The following is an 18,766-nucleotide window of genomic DNA, read 5'->3' as shown; positions in this document are numbered from 1 at the left end:
AAAAATTATTGATCCAATTTTTGTAGTTTTAGGAATAGCCTTATAATTCATGTAACAATATATATAACTACCAGAAAACTACTCCTTATTATTTGTAATATTATTCTAATTTTTAGATTTATCTATATCAAAACGGTCTGCATTCATTACTTTATTCCAAGCACATATAAAATCCTTTAAGAATTTTCCCTGAGACCCTTCACTTGCATACACCTCTGAAATAGCACGAAGTTGAGAATTAGATCCAAAAACAAGATCAACTCGTGTTCCTTCCCACTTTAACTTTCCTGTTTCTCTGTCACGTCCCTCAAATACCTTTTCATCAGGAGAAGTAGGTGTCCAAACTGTATCCATATCTAAAAGATTTACAAAGAAATCATTTGTAAGAACTTCTGGTCTATTTGTAAAAACACCATACTTAGACTTTCCATAATTTGTATTCAATACACGCATACCTCCTATTAAAACTGTCATCTCAGGAGCAGTCAAAGTTAAAAGTTGTGCACGGTCAATTAATAATTCTTCCTCACGCACTGAATAATCTGCTTTTAAATAATTTCTAAATCCATCTGCTTTTGGCTCAAGCACAGAAAATGATTCAACATCAGTTTGTTCCTGTGATGCATCTGTACGCCCCGGAATAAAAGGAACTCTAACTTTATATCCAGCATTCTTTGCTGCCTTTTCAATACCTACACATCCTCCAAGAACAATCATATCTGCTAAAGATACCTGCTTATTTTTTAACTGTAAAGAATTAAAATCTTCCTTTATTTCTTCAAGAATCTGTAAAACATAATCTAATTGCTGTGGTTCATTAACTTCCCAATTTTTTTGTGGCTCTAGGCGAATTCTAGCCCCATTTGCACCACCACGTTTATCAGAACCTCTAAATGTTGATGCAGATGACCAAGCTGTATAAACAAGCTCTGATATTGATAATTTAGAATCTAAAATATTCTTTTTAAGATATTTGATATCACCTTCATTAATTAATTCATAATCGACTTCTGGTACAGGGTCTTGCCATATAAACTTTTCACAAGGAACCTCTGGACCAAGATATCGTGAAATAGGTCCCATATCACGATGTGTTAATTTAAACCAAGCACGTGCGAAATCATAAGTAAATTTCTCAGGATTTTCTGAATAATTTTTTACAATTTTTTTATATATAGGATCGTAGATAAGACCTAAGTCAGCTGTTGTCATCATAGGCGGATGCTTCTTCGATGGATCATGTGCATCTATAATCATATCCTCTTCAGCTACATCTTTAGCTATCCACTGATAAGCTCCTGCTGGACTTTTAACTAACTCATATTGGTATCTTAACAATACTTTAAAATAACCCATATCCCATTTTGTTGGATTTGGTTTCCATGCACCTTCAATTCCACTACTGATTGTATCAGGCCCTTTACCACTTTTATAGCTGTTTTTCCAACCAAGTCCCTGCTGTTCGATACTAGCAGCTTCAGGTGGCGGACCAACATATGTTGCAGGAGCTGCGCCGTGACACTTACCAAATGTATGACCACCAGCTATAAGCGCTACAGTTTCTTCATCATTCATAGCCATGCGCGCGAATGTTTCTCTAATATCTTTTGCAGCTCCAACTGGATCAGGTTTTCCCTCAGGTCCTTCTGGATTTACATAAATTAATCCCATCTGAGTTGCAGCAAGTGGATTTTCAAGTTTACCACTCATAGGATTTTTATTATCTCCAAGCAATTTAGCCTGTGAACCCCAGTAAGTATCTTGTGGTTCCCAAACATCCACACGTCCTCCACCAAATCCAATAGTCTTAAGTCCCATTGATTCAAAAGCACAATTTCCTGCTAATATCATAAGATCTGCCCATGAAATTTTATCACCATACTTCTGTTTGATTGGCCAAATTAATCGACGAGCTTTATCTAAATTAACATTATCAGGCCAACTATTTAATGGTGGAAATCTTTGTGATCCATCACCACCTCCACCTCTGCCATCACCTACTCTATAAGTTCCTGCACTATGCCACGCCATACGAATAAATAGTGGTCCATAATTACCAAAATCTGCTGGCCACCAATCCTTTGAATCTGTCATTAACTTATATAAATCTTTTTTTAATTCATAAAAATCAAGCTTACAGAATTCTTTAGCATAGTCAAACTTAGGCCCCATTGGATTACTAAGGCTTGAATTTTGATGAAGAATATCTAGGTTCAGCTGATTAGGCAACCAATTTTTATTTGAGTTTTCATCTCCTGATACATGGTTGCTTACTCTCCCTGTAAATGGACATCTTATTTCTCTCATGTGATGATTCCCCCTTTAAGTACTACATGTTTCATTACATATTATGTAAATAAGCTTTTAATTATAACTTTTTTAAATACACATAATATGATCATATTTATTAAATCAACATCAAGTTGTAGCTGACTTTGGACATATAAAAAAGATATTGACAGTTTAGTCAATATCTTTTCGTGAATTTCAATAGTGGAGACTATTCTCAATAACTAACTCCACTATTAATTTTATACATTTCTACACAACTTTTACCCTAGGTCAGTTTGAGTACAAATAGTGTTCTCTTTCTTATTACTCTTCTATTATATATGCCCCAATAATCTCGCCATAATAAGCCGTATGGAAATCATTATTTGCTCCATGATAAGAACTGTCTACATCTTGAGGATAAAAAGCTTTCTTATTTTCTTCTGTAATAGCATTTTTATCCTGTTCTTGTTTATAAATAACTCTACACTCAAGAGTAAGAGGAAGTTCCTTTATCCCTGGAACAGAAATATTATTAGACTCTTCTAAAGTCAAATTAAGTTCACTAATCTTATCAACATTACGACCAGATTTTGTACCACACACACCTAATATCTTTTTATCAAATTCGCCTACTGGTATGTTTATCGTAAATTGTGGATTTTTATCAAGTTGTTCTTTTGTGAAACGATTCTCTCTTACAAAAACCGTAAATATAGGCTTATTCCACTCAATCCCCAAAGTTCCCCATGATATAGTCATAGTATTAACTTTATCGTCTGCTTTAGTAGTCAAAAGAACTCCAGTTTTAACACCCTTCATAATTTCACCTGCATAGTCAAATACTTCTATTTCTCTTTTCATAATTTCCTCCTCGTAAAAATATTATATTTTAATACTAGAGTAGTATACGTTCATTAACAAGTACGCACTTTTTAGTAAGTTACTACAAAATTCATTAATGCTATAACTAAACTTATAGATCTTTTTATTAAATTATTTGAATCTATACATAACTTATCCTATCCTAGAAACTATCTTTTATCTTTACGGTTTCAAAAACTTGTTTTTTTAATATAACGTATGCTGTTCCATTAATGTACAGTGTGAAATAAAAAGATAATTATTTTCATAAAAAAACTCATATTCAAATGAATATGAGTTTTCGTGAATTTCAATGGTGGAGACTATTCTCAATAACTAACTCCACTATTTAATTTTATATTTTCTTATTTAGTATAGATCTTCACCGTTTGAAGCTATAACTTTCTTATACCAGTCGAAACTTTTCTTTTTCGTTCTTCTTAAACTTCCATTACCTCTATTGTCTCTATCTACATATATAAAGCCATAACGCTTTTCCATTTCACCTGTACCAGCACTTACTAAATCAATAGGCCCCCACGTCGTGTAACCTAGTAAATCTACTCCATCTATAGAAACTGCATCATGCATCGCTTTTATATGTTCTCTTAAATAATCGATTCTGTAATCATCTTCTACATAACCATTTTCATCAACTACGTCTTTAGCACCTAATCCATTTTCTACAATAAATAGTGGCTTTTCATATCTATCATACACATGATTTAATGTAATTCTCAAACCTAATGGATCAATCGGCCATCCCCATTGGCTATATGTAAGATATGGATTTTTAGCAGATTTAAATATATTTCCTTCAGCTACATCATCTGCATTTTCATCAGTTCTAACACAACGGCTGTTGTAGTATGAGAATGAAATAAAATCTACTGTATTTTTTTTCAGTAGTTCTATGTCCCCTGGCTCCATTTCTGGTGTAATTCCTTTTTGTTTCATATACTTTAATGCATAGTTAGGATATTTTCCTCTAGCTTGTACATCTACAAAAAAATAATTTTCTCTATCTAATTTAGTAGCTTCCCATACATCATTAGGATTGCAACTATAAGGATATACACTTCCAGCTGCAAACATGCACCCAACTAAGTTATTTGGATCAACTTCATGTGCTATTTTAGTTGCAATTGCACTAGCTACAAGTTCATGATGAGCTGCTTGATATTTTATCTTTTCAACATCTTCGCCTTCTTCAAAACAAATACCAGCACCCATAAACGGAGCATGTAAAATCATATTTATTTCATTAAACGTTAGCCAGTATTTAACTAACCCTTTATATCTTCTAAAAATAACATTACATAGTTTTTCATAAAAATCTATCATTTTACGATTACGCCATGCACCATACTTTTCAATTAAATGCATTGGACAATCAAAATGTGTAATAGTAACTAATGGCTCTATTTTATACTTCTTACACTCTTTAAATATATTTTCATAAAATTGAAGACCTTTTTCATTTGGTGTTTCTTCATCACCTTTTGGAAAAATCCTACTCCATGCAATACTCATTCTATATACTTTAAATCCCATTTCACTAAATAACTTGATATCTTCTTTATAATTATGATACATATCAATACCAGTTTGAGCAGGATAATAATGCTTATCATCAAAATCAAACATTTTTAATTTTCCCGTAATAACTGCTGTTCTATCTTCTCCTGTTGGACATACATCTACATTTGCTAATCCTCTTCCATCTTCGTTGTATCCACCTTCACATTGATTAGCTGCAGTAGCTCCTCCCCATAAAAAATCTTTTTTAAAACTCATAGTTAAGCCTCCTAAAATATAACTGTAATCAGATTATCCTCTAATTCAATATTTTTACTTTCTGTTTGTACTACATCTAAAAATTGAGATGAATTTGTAACAACAATTGGAGTTACAACACTGTATCCAGCTTCTTTTATTACATCAATATCAAATTTTAAAATAGTTTGACCTTTTGTAATTCTATCACCTTGCTTTATACATGCCTCAAAACCTCTTCCTTCTAACTGAACAGTATTTAATCCAATATGAATAAGAACTTCAACACCTTCATCTGAAAGAATTCCTATAGCATGTAAACTAGGGAATAAAGTCGTAACTACTCCATTTACTGGTGCAACTACTTTTCCATCACTAGGTATTATTGCTACTCCTTGACCTAGTACCCCAGATGAAAATGCTGCATCCTCTATATCACTTAAATTTAATACTTCACCTTTTATAGGGCTTACTACTATTTCTTTTTCTAATTTAGTAGACTTAACTTCTTTTGTTTCTTCTTTAAGCTTATTTTCTACTTCTTTAACTTCTTCCTTATCTTTATATAAAATCATAGTTAATACAAAAGCTACGACCATCGATATAGCCATACCAGAAAGAGCTACTATTAAGTTACCCATTCTACCGTTTGGTTCAATCATTGCTGGAAGTTCAAATATCCCCATTCCTCCAGTTATAAACTTTCTAAGATTGAAGAATCCATAGAACGCTCCACCAATACCACTAGCTATACAACTTATTATAAATGGCTTCTTTAAAGGTAATAACATTCCGTAAATTGCTGGCTCTGTAACTCCAAATATTCCAGATATAAAGTTTGGTATCGCCATCTCTTTTAACTTTTTATCTTTAGTTTTAATAAATATAGCTAATACAACTGCAGAAGTTGCAAATGTACAAGCAAAAAACGGCATCATAACATTATCGTATCCTAAAGTCATAACATTGTTTATATATACAGGAATGAATCCCCAGTGTAATCCAAAAATAACAAGAATTTGCCAAGAAAATCCTACTATAGCACCTGCTAATAATGGACTAAAATCTCTTATTGAAAGTACAGCTTCTGAAATAAGTGTAGATCCAAACGTCGCTATAGGACCTATAACTATAAGTGCAACAGGTAATGTTACTAATAATGTAAGCATCGGTACAAAGAAAAACTTAACTAAGTCTGGAACAAACTTATTAAATAACTTCTCACATTTAGATGCAAAATGCACTACAAATATAATAGGTACAACTGTTCCTGTATAATCCATTGATATTATTGGTAATCCAAAGAAATCAATATATACTGGTGATGCAAACATCGTTCCTTTAAATAAAGTGTACATTGCATCTGCACCTGCTGATATACTACTTCCTTGTATTGCAGGGTAACACATTGCAGCTCCTAGAGCTAATCCTAACATTGGTTTTAACCCAAACTTCTTAGCTGAAGTATATCCTAAAAATAAGGGAAGGAATGTAAATAGTGCATCTCCAGCTGCATTTATTACCATATACCCACCAGATGTAGCACTATATAATCCTAATGCTACGAATAAAGCATTTAACCCTTTTAACATACCACAGGCTGCCATTATCCCTAATACTGGTTGGAAAATACCCGATATTATATCTATACCTTTATCTAGAATATTTCCTGATTTTTTAGTTTCTGAAGATGTATTTAAATTATCTAAATCAATTATCTCAACTACATCTTTATAAACAGCTTCAACATGATTACCTATAACTACTTGATATTGTCCTCCACTTTTCATAACAGTAACAATATCTCCCATGTTTTTTAATACATCATCATTAGCTATACTTTCATCTTTTAACTTAAAACGTAACCTTGTAATACAGTGTGTTAATCCATTAATATTTTCTTTTCCACCAACATTTTTTATTATGTCTTGTGCTAATTGTTTGTATTTCCCCATTTTTTGCCTCCATATTTTTTTAAAATCTGAAGGTTTGGCCAACTCAATGTTACCATCCAACCATAGGTATAATTTTTTATAATACTGAGAAATTACTCAGATTTCATATTTGAGTCTTTAACCACTTTAGCCACATGAATAGTTAAATATATAAGTTCATCATCTGTTAACATATAGTTGTATTTTTTATTAATGAAGTTTTTAATCTTAACTACACATTCAAACTCTTTACTATATTTAGATTTAATAATACTTAATAGTTCTTTATCTGTTTCTCCTTCATGTGAGCTATTTGAAAGTAGCCTTTGTGCAAAAAACTTCAGATGCATTATGAACCTATAATAAAACACTGACTCTTCATGAAATTCTATACCAAAATGATATCTAACTATATTAAGTACTTCTTGCATTAACTTTGTAATATCAGATGCCAAGGTATTTCCTTCACTTATCTGAGCATTTACTATATGAAAAGCTATAAATCCAGCTTCATCATCAGGTAATCTTACACCCGTCTTACTTTCAATAAGATCTAATGCTTTCATTCCAATCTCAAACTCTTCTTTATAAAATCTTTTAGTTTCCCAAAGTATTGCATTCTTTACATTTACTCCTTCTTTCATTCTTTGAATTGCAGAATAAGTGTGATCACTTAATGATATATAAATACTTTCATTTAACTTCCTATTTAACTTTATTTGTGCATATTCTATAATTTCACTTGATAGTTTCATGTGTTCCATAGGAATATTATTAAGTAATTCTTGTAACTTAGTTGATATTTCTTTATTTGAAATTCTAAATACTTTGTTTACTTTAGTTTCATCTATTGAATCACCTTTTGATTTTTGATAACCAATGCCTTTACCCATGACAATAATTTCCTCATCATTGTCATCTGATGTAATTACAACATTGTTGTTTAATATTTTATTAATTATCATGATTAGCCTCCTTTTAAGTATAAAAAAAGCTTATTCATAATAATGGGCAGACTCCTTCCTAGGATACTGCTATTATTAATGAATAAGCTTAGCTTGTACTTAAACAATTACTACCTAATTCCAATTACTATGATAGAACATAGCATCTTTTTTGTCAACGTTTTCTTTGTATAACTTTCTTTTGCTAGTTTTATTTTAGATAATGTTTTATGCTCATTTTAATATGATTGTTTAACTATGGTTTATAAAATAAAAACACATTGATTAATTAATCAATGTGTTTTTCATGAATTTCAATATTAGAGACGAATCATAGAAATAATACCCACAATCTACTGTAATAGATGCTTTTTTATAAAATCACAAATTTCATCCATTGCATCAGTTGCTTCTCTAAACATCAGTTCTAGCATTGGGGAACAATGGAACATTTCCTTCCATATACATACTTAAATCTACTCTATCTTCTTCTGCTATTTTTGCTAATCTTATAGAATCCGCTAATACAATCTCCTCTTCTCCCACTTGAATAATAGTAAGACATATACCTATAAAATCAGCAAATATAGGAGATGTTATAGGATCTTTTGAATCATGCGGTACAAAATAGTAACTTATATAATTTTCATCAGTTCCTATAGGTGTACAATGATCTATATATCTTTTAGTTATGTTAGATTATCCAGATTTAGCCATATCTACACAAGGACACATAGCCACAACAGCATTTATATTATTAATCACCTTTTCTCTTAACATTAATAATATACTTATTTCAATTCCTCTACCCTCTGAATCTCCAACAAACATTATATTTTATGAAATATATACTGGTTTTAATAACCAACTATATATTTCTGCAGAATCATCTACTGCTACTGAAAATGTTTTTAGAAGCTAGGCTATAATCAAAGCCTGAACATTTTACACTACATATTTTAGAAAAATTAGCAACTTATCTTCTATGACCTTTGCTTGTTCCAGCTACAAATTCACCTCCGCAGAAGTATAATATTACTTTATCTTAATTATGGTTTTCTGGTATTATCCACTCACTATAAAATTTATCAACTTTTGAATCAACTATCTTAACTCAATCAAGTAGTTTTGACATTTTATCTGCACCTTTTTTTATATCTTATCTTCATTGTTCAATCGAAGTTGTAGAATCAACTACTTCTCTTTTTTATTTACCCTTAAAATTATGTCTATTCTTCATAATGATTTTAACTACTTTTCTTCCTTTAATATATTATACTTTTCTTTAGAAATTTAAATATCTTATATTTTTTTTAATAATGAATCTATATATTCTGTAATATCACTAACATTTACCATATTACACTTTTCTTTTTCTATGTTAAAATAAGATTCAATCAAATCTTTTTCTATTACTTTATTTGAGCTTTCATTTACTTTAAGACCTTTTCTAGTATCTCTCCATGGCCTTTCCATATGAGTCATTAATTCTAGTGTCCTTCCACTATACTTTCCAAAGTATTTAGCTACACATTCAACAATTTCTTCTTCATCCTGATTTTCTAAATAAGTTTTTTCATCACATAATTCTATTATACTTCCACCAAACTTACTATATTTATTATAAACTTCAACATACACAGGTCCATGTACCCATGCTTGACATTCATTCTCAAATAAGTATTTTCCTGTAAATACTTTACAAAAAGCTTGGCAATAGTATAACATTTTTTGAAGAGCGAGTGGCGTTATATCTCCACACTTTTTTATCAGATAATTAGAAACACGATATATTTTACAGTCCTCTTCTTCCAATGATATTGCCTTTTCATCTTTTAAATTATTTATAGCTTCTTTACATTTTTTATATGCAATGTCACTTATGTTACACTTGTTAGCTTCTAAAAGATTTTCCATTTCATTTATGCTATTTAATATTAGCTTTAGTTTATCTGAGTATTCTCTAGTTGGTAAACTTCCATCTATATATCTAGTAAGTGTAGTTTCACCCCATCCTAATAATTTAGATAATGGTCTTTTCTTAATATTATATTTTTCAATAATTTTTTCAATGTCTTCTATAGATACAATTTTATCGATATCTCTAATTTTACTATAATATTCATTTAAATTTTCATCATTAATTTCTGGTATATACATAATACTTTGACACGTATCGCATACTGCTTGCTTTTTTATATATTTTATATTATATCCTCTAACTGTTTTAGTATTTTCTTCAGCTATAATAGTATATTTTCTATCATCTAAACATTTTTCGCAAAAATCAATATTACTAATCATATAGCCACCTCCAAAGTTTATCTTTCCTATAATCATAATATCTATATGTTTTAATTCGGTAGGTATGCAATGCATACCTACTTACTTTTATTTGTTTTTAAATTGGTAATCTATAGGCCATTTAGCCTTATGAAAAGAAATTAAGAGCATTAATTCATCATTTTTTCGTTCCTTAAACACAAGCTTTATATAACAAGTTATAGTCTCAGGTCCTCTTTCTTCATGATCTAACTCATAATCTTTCCCAAAAAAATATACAGTTTCACTACCATCTTTGTCATCAGGTTCTGCTTTAGAAAAATCTTCAACCTTAATACTTTTTAGCATTTCTATCTGCCTAGAATTAGTTAAATTATATTCCTCTATAAATTCACAATTTTCTGTTCTAGTCTCATCATTCATTGATATTCTAAAACTTCGATTATTAGCACATCTATGTACCCTTTTCAATACTAACTCTTCTATTAAATGTTTATTTAATGCTATCCCAAAAATATCTTCCCTTTCTTTTGTGTATTTATAGTATTGACATATTTTTATTTATCATACTTATATTAATATAATTCTATCGAAATACAGTATCAATTGCAACACTTTTTATTTTTAAAAGCTTATTTATATACAAAGTGTATCATTTTTAATTTTTTCAAATCTAGATATTAATTTTCATTATATATATATTTAAAAGCACATTGATAAAATATCAATGTGCTTAATCTGATTCGAGTTGTGAAGATGGTTATCAAAACTCATACACTCTATTATTATAAAATCTATAATTAATGTTTAATTTATTTTCTAGTAATCTTTATATTAATTCATCCAAAACTCAATCCCCGACCAATAAATAGTATCTTTATACTTTTTTTTGGCATCCTTTATTGACAATAATAAAGCTTCATCTAATTTTATATTTTTATTTACATACACAAGTAATTTTTCAACAATATAGATACTAGACTCAGTATTGACATCCCATTTGCAGATTATTATATTACCTCTAAACGTTTCAAATAATTCTGCCCAGCTACCTGTAGATGTTTCAATTCCTTTACTTAGAGGAACTCCACCTCTACAGCTTATGAGTACTATATTTTTTACAATATTCATATTCTCAACAATATTTTCTATATGAATTAAGCTTCGTCTTCCTTGTATACCTAATGAACCACTTATATCACTTCCATTTGGATCATCAACCCCATGTCCATATATTAAAACAGTATCTGCATTTTTATCAATAATCGAATTTCTAACTGTATCTATTTCATCTTCATCACTATCTACTATAATAAAATCATCGCTTTTATATCGTTGTATAAAATTATCTATTAATTTCAAATTTCTTTCATTTTTATTTCCAAAAACTCTATTAATAAATTTTGAACAATTATGTATATATTTTTTCTCATTTAATACACTATAGTCTAAAATTTGTATAATGGATGTAGTTTTATCTATTATACATACATCATTAAGTCTACTCATATTTAAGTTATATGAACCTAAGCTTAAGTCTGGCATAACATATATCTTACTTACCTGATTATGCTGACAATACTCTAAAACACTGCTCGCAAATTGATTTGATAGGATTTCTATATCATTAATAATATTAGAATCTTCGCTATTTAAATTACTACCATATATGTATTTATCTACTAAATTTAAGCTCCTATGAATTTTCTCTGTATCTAATAATTTTGAAATTACCATTATATCTTTATTAGTTATTAATATCTGAATAGATATTATATTCAGCTTAATATATTGAAAAAATATCTCTTTATCTTTTAGTGAATTTTTTATATCTTTAAAACTTATCTTCTCTAATTTAGGTAAAGGTCTATAGTACGGATGATTTAACTTTAAATAATCTTGTAGCTCTTGAATTTTAATACCTAAATTATTTAATTCTTCACTTTGCCCTAGATTACCCTTATATAAAATATCGTATTCTTCTTTTAAATTCTGCAGTTCTGTTTCTTTTTTCTTTAAATTATCGTCTATATTTTTGTCTTGATTATATTTTTTCTGTTCTATTGTAGATTTATGACAAATATTAATAATATTTTGTTCTAAAATTTTATACTTATCGACTTCAGATATAATTTTACTATCCGTTAGAAAAATAATCTCTATATACATAATATATATTGATTTAGATATTTCTCCAATTGTAGCCCTTTCTTCTTTATGATAAACATTACGTCTATTTTCAATATCTCCAATTGAAATTTCTAATAATTCTTTTGCTATAGCATATTTATCTATACATGAGTCTTCTAATAAAAAAATCAATTTTGCCCAATTTTGTGCTAACTTATATCTCATATCCTTTCTTAGTTTGTATACTTCCATTATCTTTTTATAGTTATCTTTGATTAGAGGAATAGCTTTATCATACTTCTCATTTTTAACATAAATAGCCACTAAATTAGTAATATCTCCTGCCCATTCTATATTTTCTTCATTAGATTTGCAAATTTTTTCTAATAGTTCTTTCTCAAATATTTCCAACGAGTTATTGATAAAATTACTTGAAAACTTCAAGCTATCGTTATATTTACTTAAAGAATTTAATACACTAGAGACTCTAGAATTATCCATGCTCTGAATTCCATTTATATGTTCAGTGAAAAATCTTCCAACTAAATTTAACCCTTCTTCTAATATCGGATATATTTCTCCTACATTACTACAATATTTAATGCAGGTTATTAGACATATAATCCCTTCAATTTCTCTCCCTATCCTAAACTGAGAATTAGCCCATGAGATTAATCCTAGTAAAATACATATTTCCTTACGCTCTTCACTCATAATATTATAATAATCTAAAATAGTTAATGCATAGTTATTAGCTAATTGGTCATTTCCTCTAAGTGAGTAAATTATAGATGCATAATATCTTCCCCATATTTTTAGTTCCTCATCTTGCTCAATTTCTGCATATTTTAATAGGTTAGTAATAGTCTCATCAATATCATCAACATGAAATTGGCCACTTTTTATCTTTCTAAGTAATACAATACCTAACTCCTTATATCCTTTATTATTACAATCTTCAATTCTATTTATAAAGGAATTCCCTATTAATTTGTTAATGTCTAGTTTATTTAACTCACATATATTTTCAATCAACTCATCACAAACAACATCAAACCAGCTATCTTGAGATTGACAATTATCTATAAATCTCCTCCAATCTAAATACCCTTTTTCATATTTAGCAAGAGTAAATATTGAGTTTATTACACATTTAATTCTTTCAATATTAATTTTTTTTGCATGAGTATCTTTTATATGAGGTTTTAATTTTCCTAAGGCTTTAGATGCAGTTACAATATCACTCAACATATCTAATTTAATATTTAGCAATTTATATACCAAATCTTCATTAAAATTATAATCTATATCGTTTAGTAACCTGTATGTAACATACTCACTCCTATTAATATCTTTAAAGTAAATAACTAGTCTTAGAATTGCTTCATTATGTAGTTCTGGATAATCTTGAACTGATTGAAGGATATACGTTTGTATTTCTAATAAATCTTGTGGAGGATTATTTAAAATATCATTTATTCGTGCCACTATTTCATAATATTGATTATTGAAAATTAGTTTTAGATTTCTAAATATTTTTGCAGCCTCTTCATATTTATTTATATGGGATAGCCAGTTTCCATAATTTTCAATAACTTTTGGGTTATCTGGATCTATTTCTAATGATATATTAATCCATTTTTCCCTTATTTCATCACTATCCTTCTCATGAACCCTTAATATAGATGGCATTAAATCTTTTAAAAACTTATCTTGTTTAAATATCTCATATAATATTTTTTTACTTTCATCAACTTTATTGTATTCCCTATACAATAAATCAGCTAATAATTTTTTATTTTGATTACTTAAATAATCATAATTTTTTTCTAGTAAATTTATTGCTTTATTTCTAACTCCAAAAAATAAATACACTTGTATTGACATAATTATATAAGTCTTTTTATCTAATAAATTTTTATTTTTATCTAAAAATTCAATCATATCATCATATTTATATTTTTCAAGATTGTTATAAAATTCATTTGAAATATCATATAAATTATTATTAGTTTTTATATATTGAGTATTTATAATTGACATATTTTCTGATTTTTCTAATAATGATGTAATTATATCCCTCGTATTCTCATCGACCCCTATATTTAATATAATACCTTTAACTTTATGCTGAAAGTCCTCATATAGTTTGTCTAACCATAAACAATATGTATGCCAATCTTCCTCTTGCATTAAATTAGCCATTATAGTTAATCCCTCAAATTTTGTATTAATTAATTTTTTACCTTGATTATTGTATGGAAGTAGCCTTTCTCCTCCAATTATTAATATATAATCATCTTTACTAGCACTATTTATATAGCCATAGACAAATCTCATACTACAAGATAAATTCTCTTCAAAAATCACTTTTTTATCAAATATGTCTCGACTTATAAAACTATCTTCATTCCATCTTTCTCTGCATTTATAAATAAAACTTTTAACATTTTCTCCTGTAAAATTTACTACATATACTTTTCCTTTTACCTTGCTTATCAATAATTGAAGCCAAAATAATGCATTTTGTTCATCGTCGCTATATTCCCCTAAACATATAGTAAAATTATCAATGCTTGTTAAAAATTTGTCCATAAACTTATTCTCCCTGTATCTTTTAATAGATTTATTCTAAAACTAAAAAAAGATATATTAAAATTAATATACCTTTAGTTGACTTCAATGGTTGAGAAGATTCACATGAATCATCTCTACAATTATATTCGATATATAAATTATCTTTAATTTTACAAATACCATTCTAGCTTGTCCTTCAATGATGTTAATTTAATTATATCAATATTTTTGCATCTAAATCCAAATCGATAAATTTGGATTAATTCCTGTTTTCATCTTTAAATTAGCATGTCCTATTAAAATTCCTATACTTGTTAAATCAAAACAATGTAATTCACTACCATCCCAAATTCCAAAAACTTTACCTATCTCTGGAACTAAGTTTATCATATACTGCTTTATATTTTTATTTTCAAAAACTTCTGGGTATGTCTTACTTAATATCAACTCTAACTTATCCCCTACTAAAACATTTCCGCACCCTAAGTATGTCATATATTTTAATGTACTATTTTTTATATTGCTAATATCAGAAAATGGAAGTATATATGTTTTTAGATATGATTTTAGGGTTTCTTCGCATTTTACTGAATTATTGCACGTATACCTTAATAAAAATACCAATGTAAGCAAATCCATTTGTTCAGATGTAATTTTAGGTATTATGGTTAGTGCTTCATTATAATTTAGATTTAATAAACTTTCATTACTTTCTTTCGTTCTCTCTGCTAGAATACTTACTAAAATTTCTAATAAATTATTGCCTCCATTTCTAGCATAACTTTTCTGAGCTTCATATAATACAAATTGCATATCCGGTTTCTTCAATTCACTTATATTTTCAATTTTTTCATCTATTAATTTATCTATGTATTTATTATTAAATATTTCAATTCTCTCTTGTACTACTTCTAGTGCTTCATTTTTTAATGTTATAAAATTTTGTTCAAATAAATCTCTACATATACATTTAACATCATTATATCCTATGCCTTGAAAATTGTTTACATTTGCAACTTGGATATTAGTCGATTCTTTTCCACCTTTTTGCTCCTGTTTGATAGTTTCCAATTTTATAAACTCCCCTCATTATTTTTTATTTATCTGTCCTATTTGAATATTTGTAGATCCTTTTCCCCCTTTTTGTCTCTGATTAAATCCTCCATTGCCATTGCTAGAATCTTTATTTTTTCCTAATATAAACTTTATAACACTCCCTATTGAAGTTATAATTAATATCCCTAATCCACTTAAAAACCACTCTTTATTCGATATAATCCAATCTACCATTTACATTTACTCCTCTATTATCATTTAAAAGCCATAGTTTGTATAACTTATACTATCAAATTAAATTCATTTTTGGTAAATTTAATAAAGTCTTGATATTTTTTTAATCCTTACTAGACACTATATTTTCTATTGGAATACTAAGTTTATCTATAAGTTTCATTAAATACTCCATATTATTTTCATTTATATATATTAAGTCCGTTTTAACGTGTATACAATTTATTCTATATCATAAATTAACACTACACAATTTTACCATATTTTTACAAATTAAAAAACACATTGACAAATTTGTCAATGTGTTTTCGTGGATTCCAATTGTTAGAAGATTCTTAGGAATAATACCCACGATTATATTAATATTTAAAATTTCTAAATTAATGATTCTATTGATATAGCTATTTCATCATTAATTATATCATCATTTTCTGTATCGAGTATATTATTAAAACAACTATCTATATTTAATTTTAAAAGATTAGATATGTATATAGTATTTAAGTTTTCATCTCTAAATTTCTTATCTATATAGTTAGTTTGTTCATTTATTCGTTCTTCAGTATATATTAAAGCTACTAATTTAAACTGTTTTTTATAATCATATCCATTTGTAATTGATAATAACTTATTAATTAATTGTTTACTTCTAACTTTAGATAAATATCTTATGTATTTAACTTCTATTAATATATCTTCTTTATTTACATCATCATTCTTTGCAATAAAATCAACACCTAAATTCATATCATTATTGTATTGTAACGTGTATCCTTTATCCTCTAAATATTTTTTACATATATGATATGAATATTTTTCTATTATTATACTAATCATATTACTCATTCTTGTATCATGTTCTTTTATATTTTCTATATATTCCCCGTGGACTATCCTATTCCTCAAATAAGCATAATTCTTTAACTCACCATAAATATTTTTATCTATAATTTTCAATTCAAGCATTTTTGTAATCATTTGATTAAAAGGCATCCTATAATTGTTTTTATCAATTACTGTACATATCTCTCTACAATATTTTTCCATTATTATAAACTCATCTATAAAGTTAATTTTTATCTTTGCAATTTTTTCAATGTCGGACTCTTCATTAATAGCTATACCATCAATCCATTTATACAAAATTACCTTTTCATCATCATTTCCTTGTTCATATTTTTCCATTATTTCCTCATTATTTACTAGATTTTCAAGTAAATTGTTTAATAAAACATTTAATTGAAATTCACACCACCTAGGATATATTCCACTATAATCTTGTTCAAAATTTAAAATATCTTTTATATGGAATTTAACTTTATCAATTAATTTCATTTTCTTTACCCATAAATATAACTGACATATAAAAAAATCTTTAATCGCTGTATCTAAATCATTAGATGTATTTATATTTTCTTTAACTACAGCATTAACCGCCTTTAATATTTTAGAATCTGTTTCAAACTTTCCTATATTATCAGTATCTATATGTATATACGATTTATTTTCATCCCACGTTATATCTTGAGAAATTATATTTATAAATAATCTTATTGTAGTATTTGATCTTAATATTACAGAATCAATATATTTCTTTTTCGTATCATCATCTATATCTAACTCTATAATACAATTGCTAAATAATTCACTAAGCATATTATAGGATGCTAAAGGTGTATGAATTGTTTTTGAAAATATATTCGATATTAATGAATCATCTATAATGCTAGAGTTTGATAATTGATAATATAATTTTTGTCCGGATATAACAATAAATGTCGCTAAATCAGATATTAATAATGGTTTAAACTCAGAAAGTATTTTATTAATATTATCTTCATTTTCTATTTTATCTAGCTCATCCAAGACTATAATAACCTTATACTCTAATTTATTTAGTTCCTTTAAAATATCTATTAATTGTAACTCTGCGATTTCGTCGTCATATAAAGATTTCCTACTTATCTCCTTTGAAATACTTAATTCATGCGATATTTTAATCATTATTTTTAAAGTTGATATTGGAATCCAAATTATACTTATAATTTTAAATATGTCTTTCATCCACCTATATTTAAAATTATAATTTATAGTAAACACTATAGTAACTATAGAAAATATAAGTTCAATCAAGTTTTTTATATTCGATTCTTTGGTAAAATTCGCCGAAAAAATAGATGTATCCTTGGTTATATTAGTATTAACTATTTCGTTAAATGTTCTATCATATAGTAATTCAATTCTTTTTCTAAAGTCAGATTCCTTTTTCCTAGTTCTTTTTTTATTTTTGTATTTTTCCCAATACTTTTTATCTAATATGTTTTTTATATTAAAAGAAGTATATTTATTTTTAGAAGTATACTCTCTATAAATCTCTCGTATTAGTTTTCTCATTATATAACAATGTTCTTCATATTTAGATATATTCAACTTTATAAAAAGCATATGATCATCATCCATTTTTTTTTCAAGACTTTCAATAGCACTAGTTTTGCCTGTTCCTCTATATCCTGAAACCAAGAAGCAACTATTATTTCCACTGTTTATATGTTGTTTTAGCTGGTCTATTATTTTTTCTGCATCACTATTGATAAATTCATTATTAATTGTTTCATTTTTAATATTTGTTAATTTTTTCAAATCAATCTGTATTTTGCCCATATTTCCCCCTGATATTAATTCTTTACGTAAGAAAAG

Annotated in this window: 11 protein-coding genes; all 11 read right to left on the bottom strand. The window is 27.5% G+C overall.

Annotation, left to right across the window (positions count from 1 at the left end; all coding sequences use genetic code 11):
* Window positions 1-105: 105 nt before the first annotated feature.
* Window positions 106-2,307 carry a catalase/peroxidase HPI gene (gene katG, locus ACN6I1_RS01090; RefSeq protein ID WP_419742422.1) on the bottom strand — a complete coding sequence of 734 codons (2,202 nt, stop codon included), beginning with the start codon at window positions 2,305-2,307 and terminating at the stop codon, window positions 106-108.
* Between the two features lie 288 nt (window positions 2,308-2,595).
* A complete protein-coding gene (locus ACN6I1_RS01085) occupies window positions 2,596-3,135 on the bottom strand; it encodes a flavin reductase family protein (protein WP_419742421.1) in 540 nt (179 codons plus the stop codon).
* Between the two features lie 369 nt (window positions 3,136-3,504).
* Window positions 3,505-4,932, bottom strand: a complete 1,428-nt coding sequence (locus tag ACN6I1_RS01080; RefSeq protein ID WP_419742420.1) for a 6-phospho-beta-glucosidase — start codon at window positions 4,930-4,932, stop codon at window positions 3,505-3,507.
* Between the two features lie 11 nt (window positions 4,933-4,943).
* A complete protein-coding gene (locus ACN6I1_RS01075; protein WP_419742419.1) occupies window positions 4,944-6,866 on the bottom strand; it encodes a beta-glucoside-specific PTS transporter subunit IIABC in 1,923 nt (640 codons plus the stop codon).
* 92 nt (window positions 6,867-6,958) lie between these two features.
* Window positions 6,959-7,810 carry a BglG family transcription antiterminator LicT gene (gene licT, locus ACN6I1_RS01070; protein ID WP_419742418.1) on the bottom strand — a complete coding sequence of 284 codons (852 nt, stop codon included), beginning with the start codon at window positions 7,808-7,810 and terminating at the stop codon, window positions 6,959-6,961.
* A 1,281-nt stretch (window positions 7,811-9,091) separates the two neighbouring features.
* Window positions 9,092-10,093 (bottom strand): type II toxin-antitoxin system antitoxin SocA domain-containing protein, encoded by a 1,002-nt coding sequence (locus ACN6I1_RS01065; RefSeq protein WP_419742417.1) that lies wholly within the window; start codon window positions 10,091-10,093, stop codon window positions 9,092-9,094.
* Window positions 10,094-10,180: 87 nt separating this feature from the next.
* The gene (locus ACN6I1_RS01060) at window positions 10,181-10,543 is read right to left on the bottom strand and encodes a hypothetical protein (RefSeq protein WP_419742416.1); all 363 of its coding nucleotides are present in this window, start codon (window positions 10,541-10,543) and stop codon (window positions 10,181-10,183) included.
* Between the two features lie 363 nt (window positions 10,544-10,906).
* Window positions 10,907-14,797 carry a tetratricopeptide repeat protein gene (locus tag ACN6I1_RS01055; RefSeq protein WP_419742415.1) on the bottom strand — a complete coding sequence of 1,297 codons (3,891 nt, stop codon included), beginning with the start codon at window positions 14,795-14,797 and terminating at the stop codon, window positions 10,907-10,909.
* A gap of 216 nt (window positions 14,798-15,013) precedes the next feature.
* Entirely contained in the window at window positions 15,014-15,850 is an 837-nt protein-coding gene (locus tag ACN6I1_RS01050) for an LPO_1073/Vpar_1526 family protein (protein WP_419742414.1), read from the bottom strand.
* A gap of 18 nt (window positions 15,851-15,868) precedes the next feature.
* The gene (locus ACN6I1_RS01045) at window positions 15,869-16,069 is read right to left on the bottom strand and encodes a hypothetical protein (RefSeq protein ID WP_419742413.1); all 201 of its coding nucleotides are present in this window, start codon (window positions 16,067-16,069) and stop codon (window positions 15,869-15,871) included.
* 375 nt (window positions 16,070-16,444) lie between these two features.
* A complete protein-coding gene (locus ACN6I1_RS01040) occupies window positions 16,445-18,730 on the bottom strand; it encodes an ATP-binding protein (protein WP_419742412.1) in 2,286 nt (761 codons plus the stop codon).
* Window positions 18,731-18,766 lie beyond the last annotated feature (36 nt).

Source organism: Paraclostridium dentum (assembly GCF_048568265.1).
Taxonomy (GTDB): Bacteria; Bacillota; Clostridia; order Peptostreptococcales; family Peptostreptococcaceae; genus Paraclostridium; species Paraclostridium dentum.
Note: the sequence above shows the minus strand (reverse complement) of the source record. Positions and strands in the feature narration are given on the sequence as shown.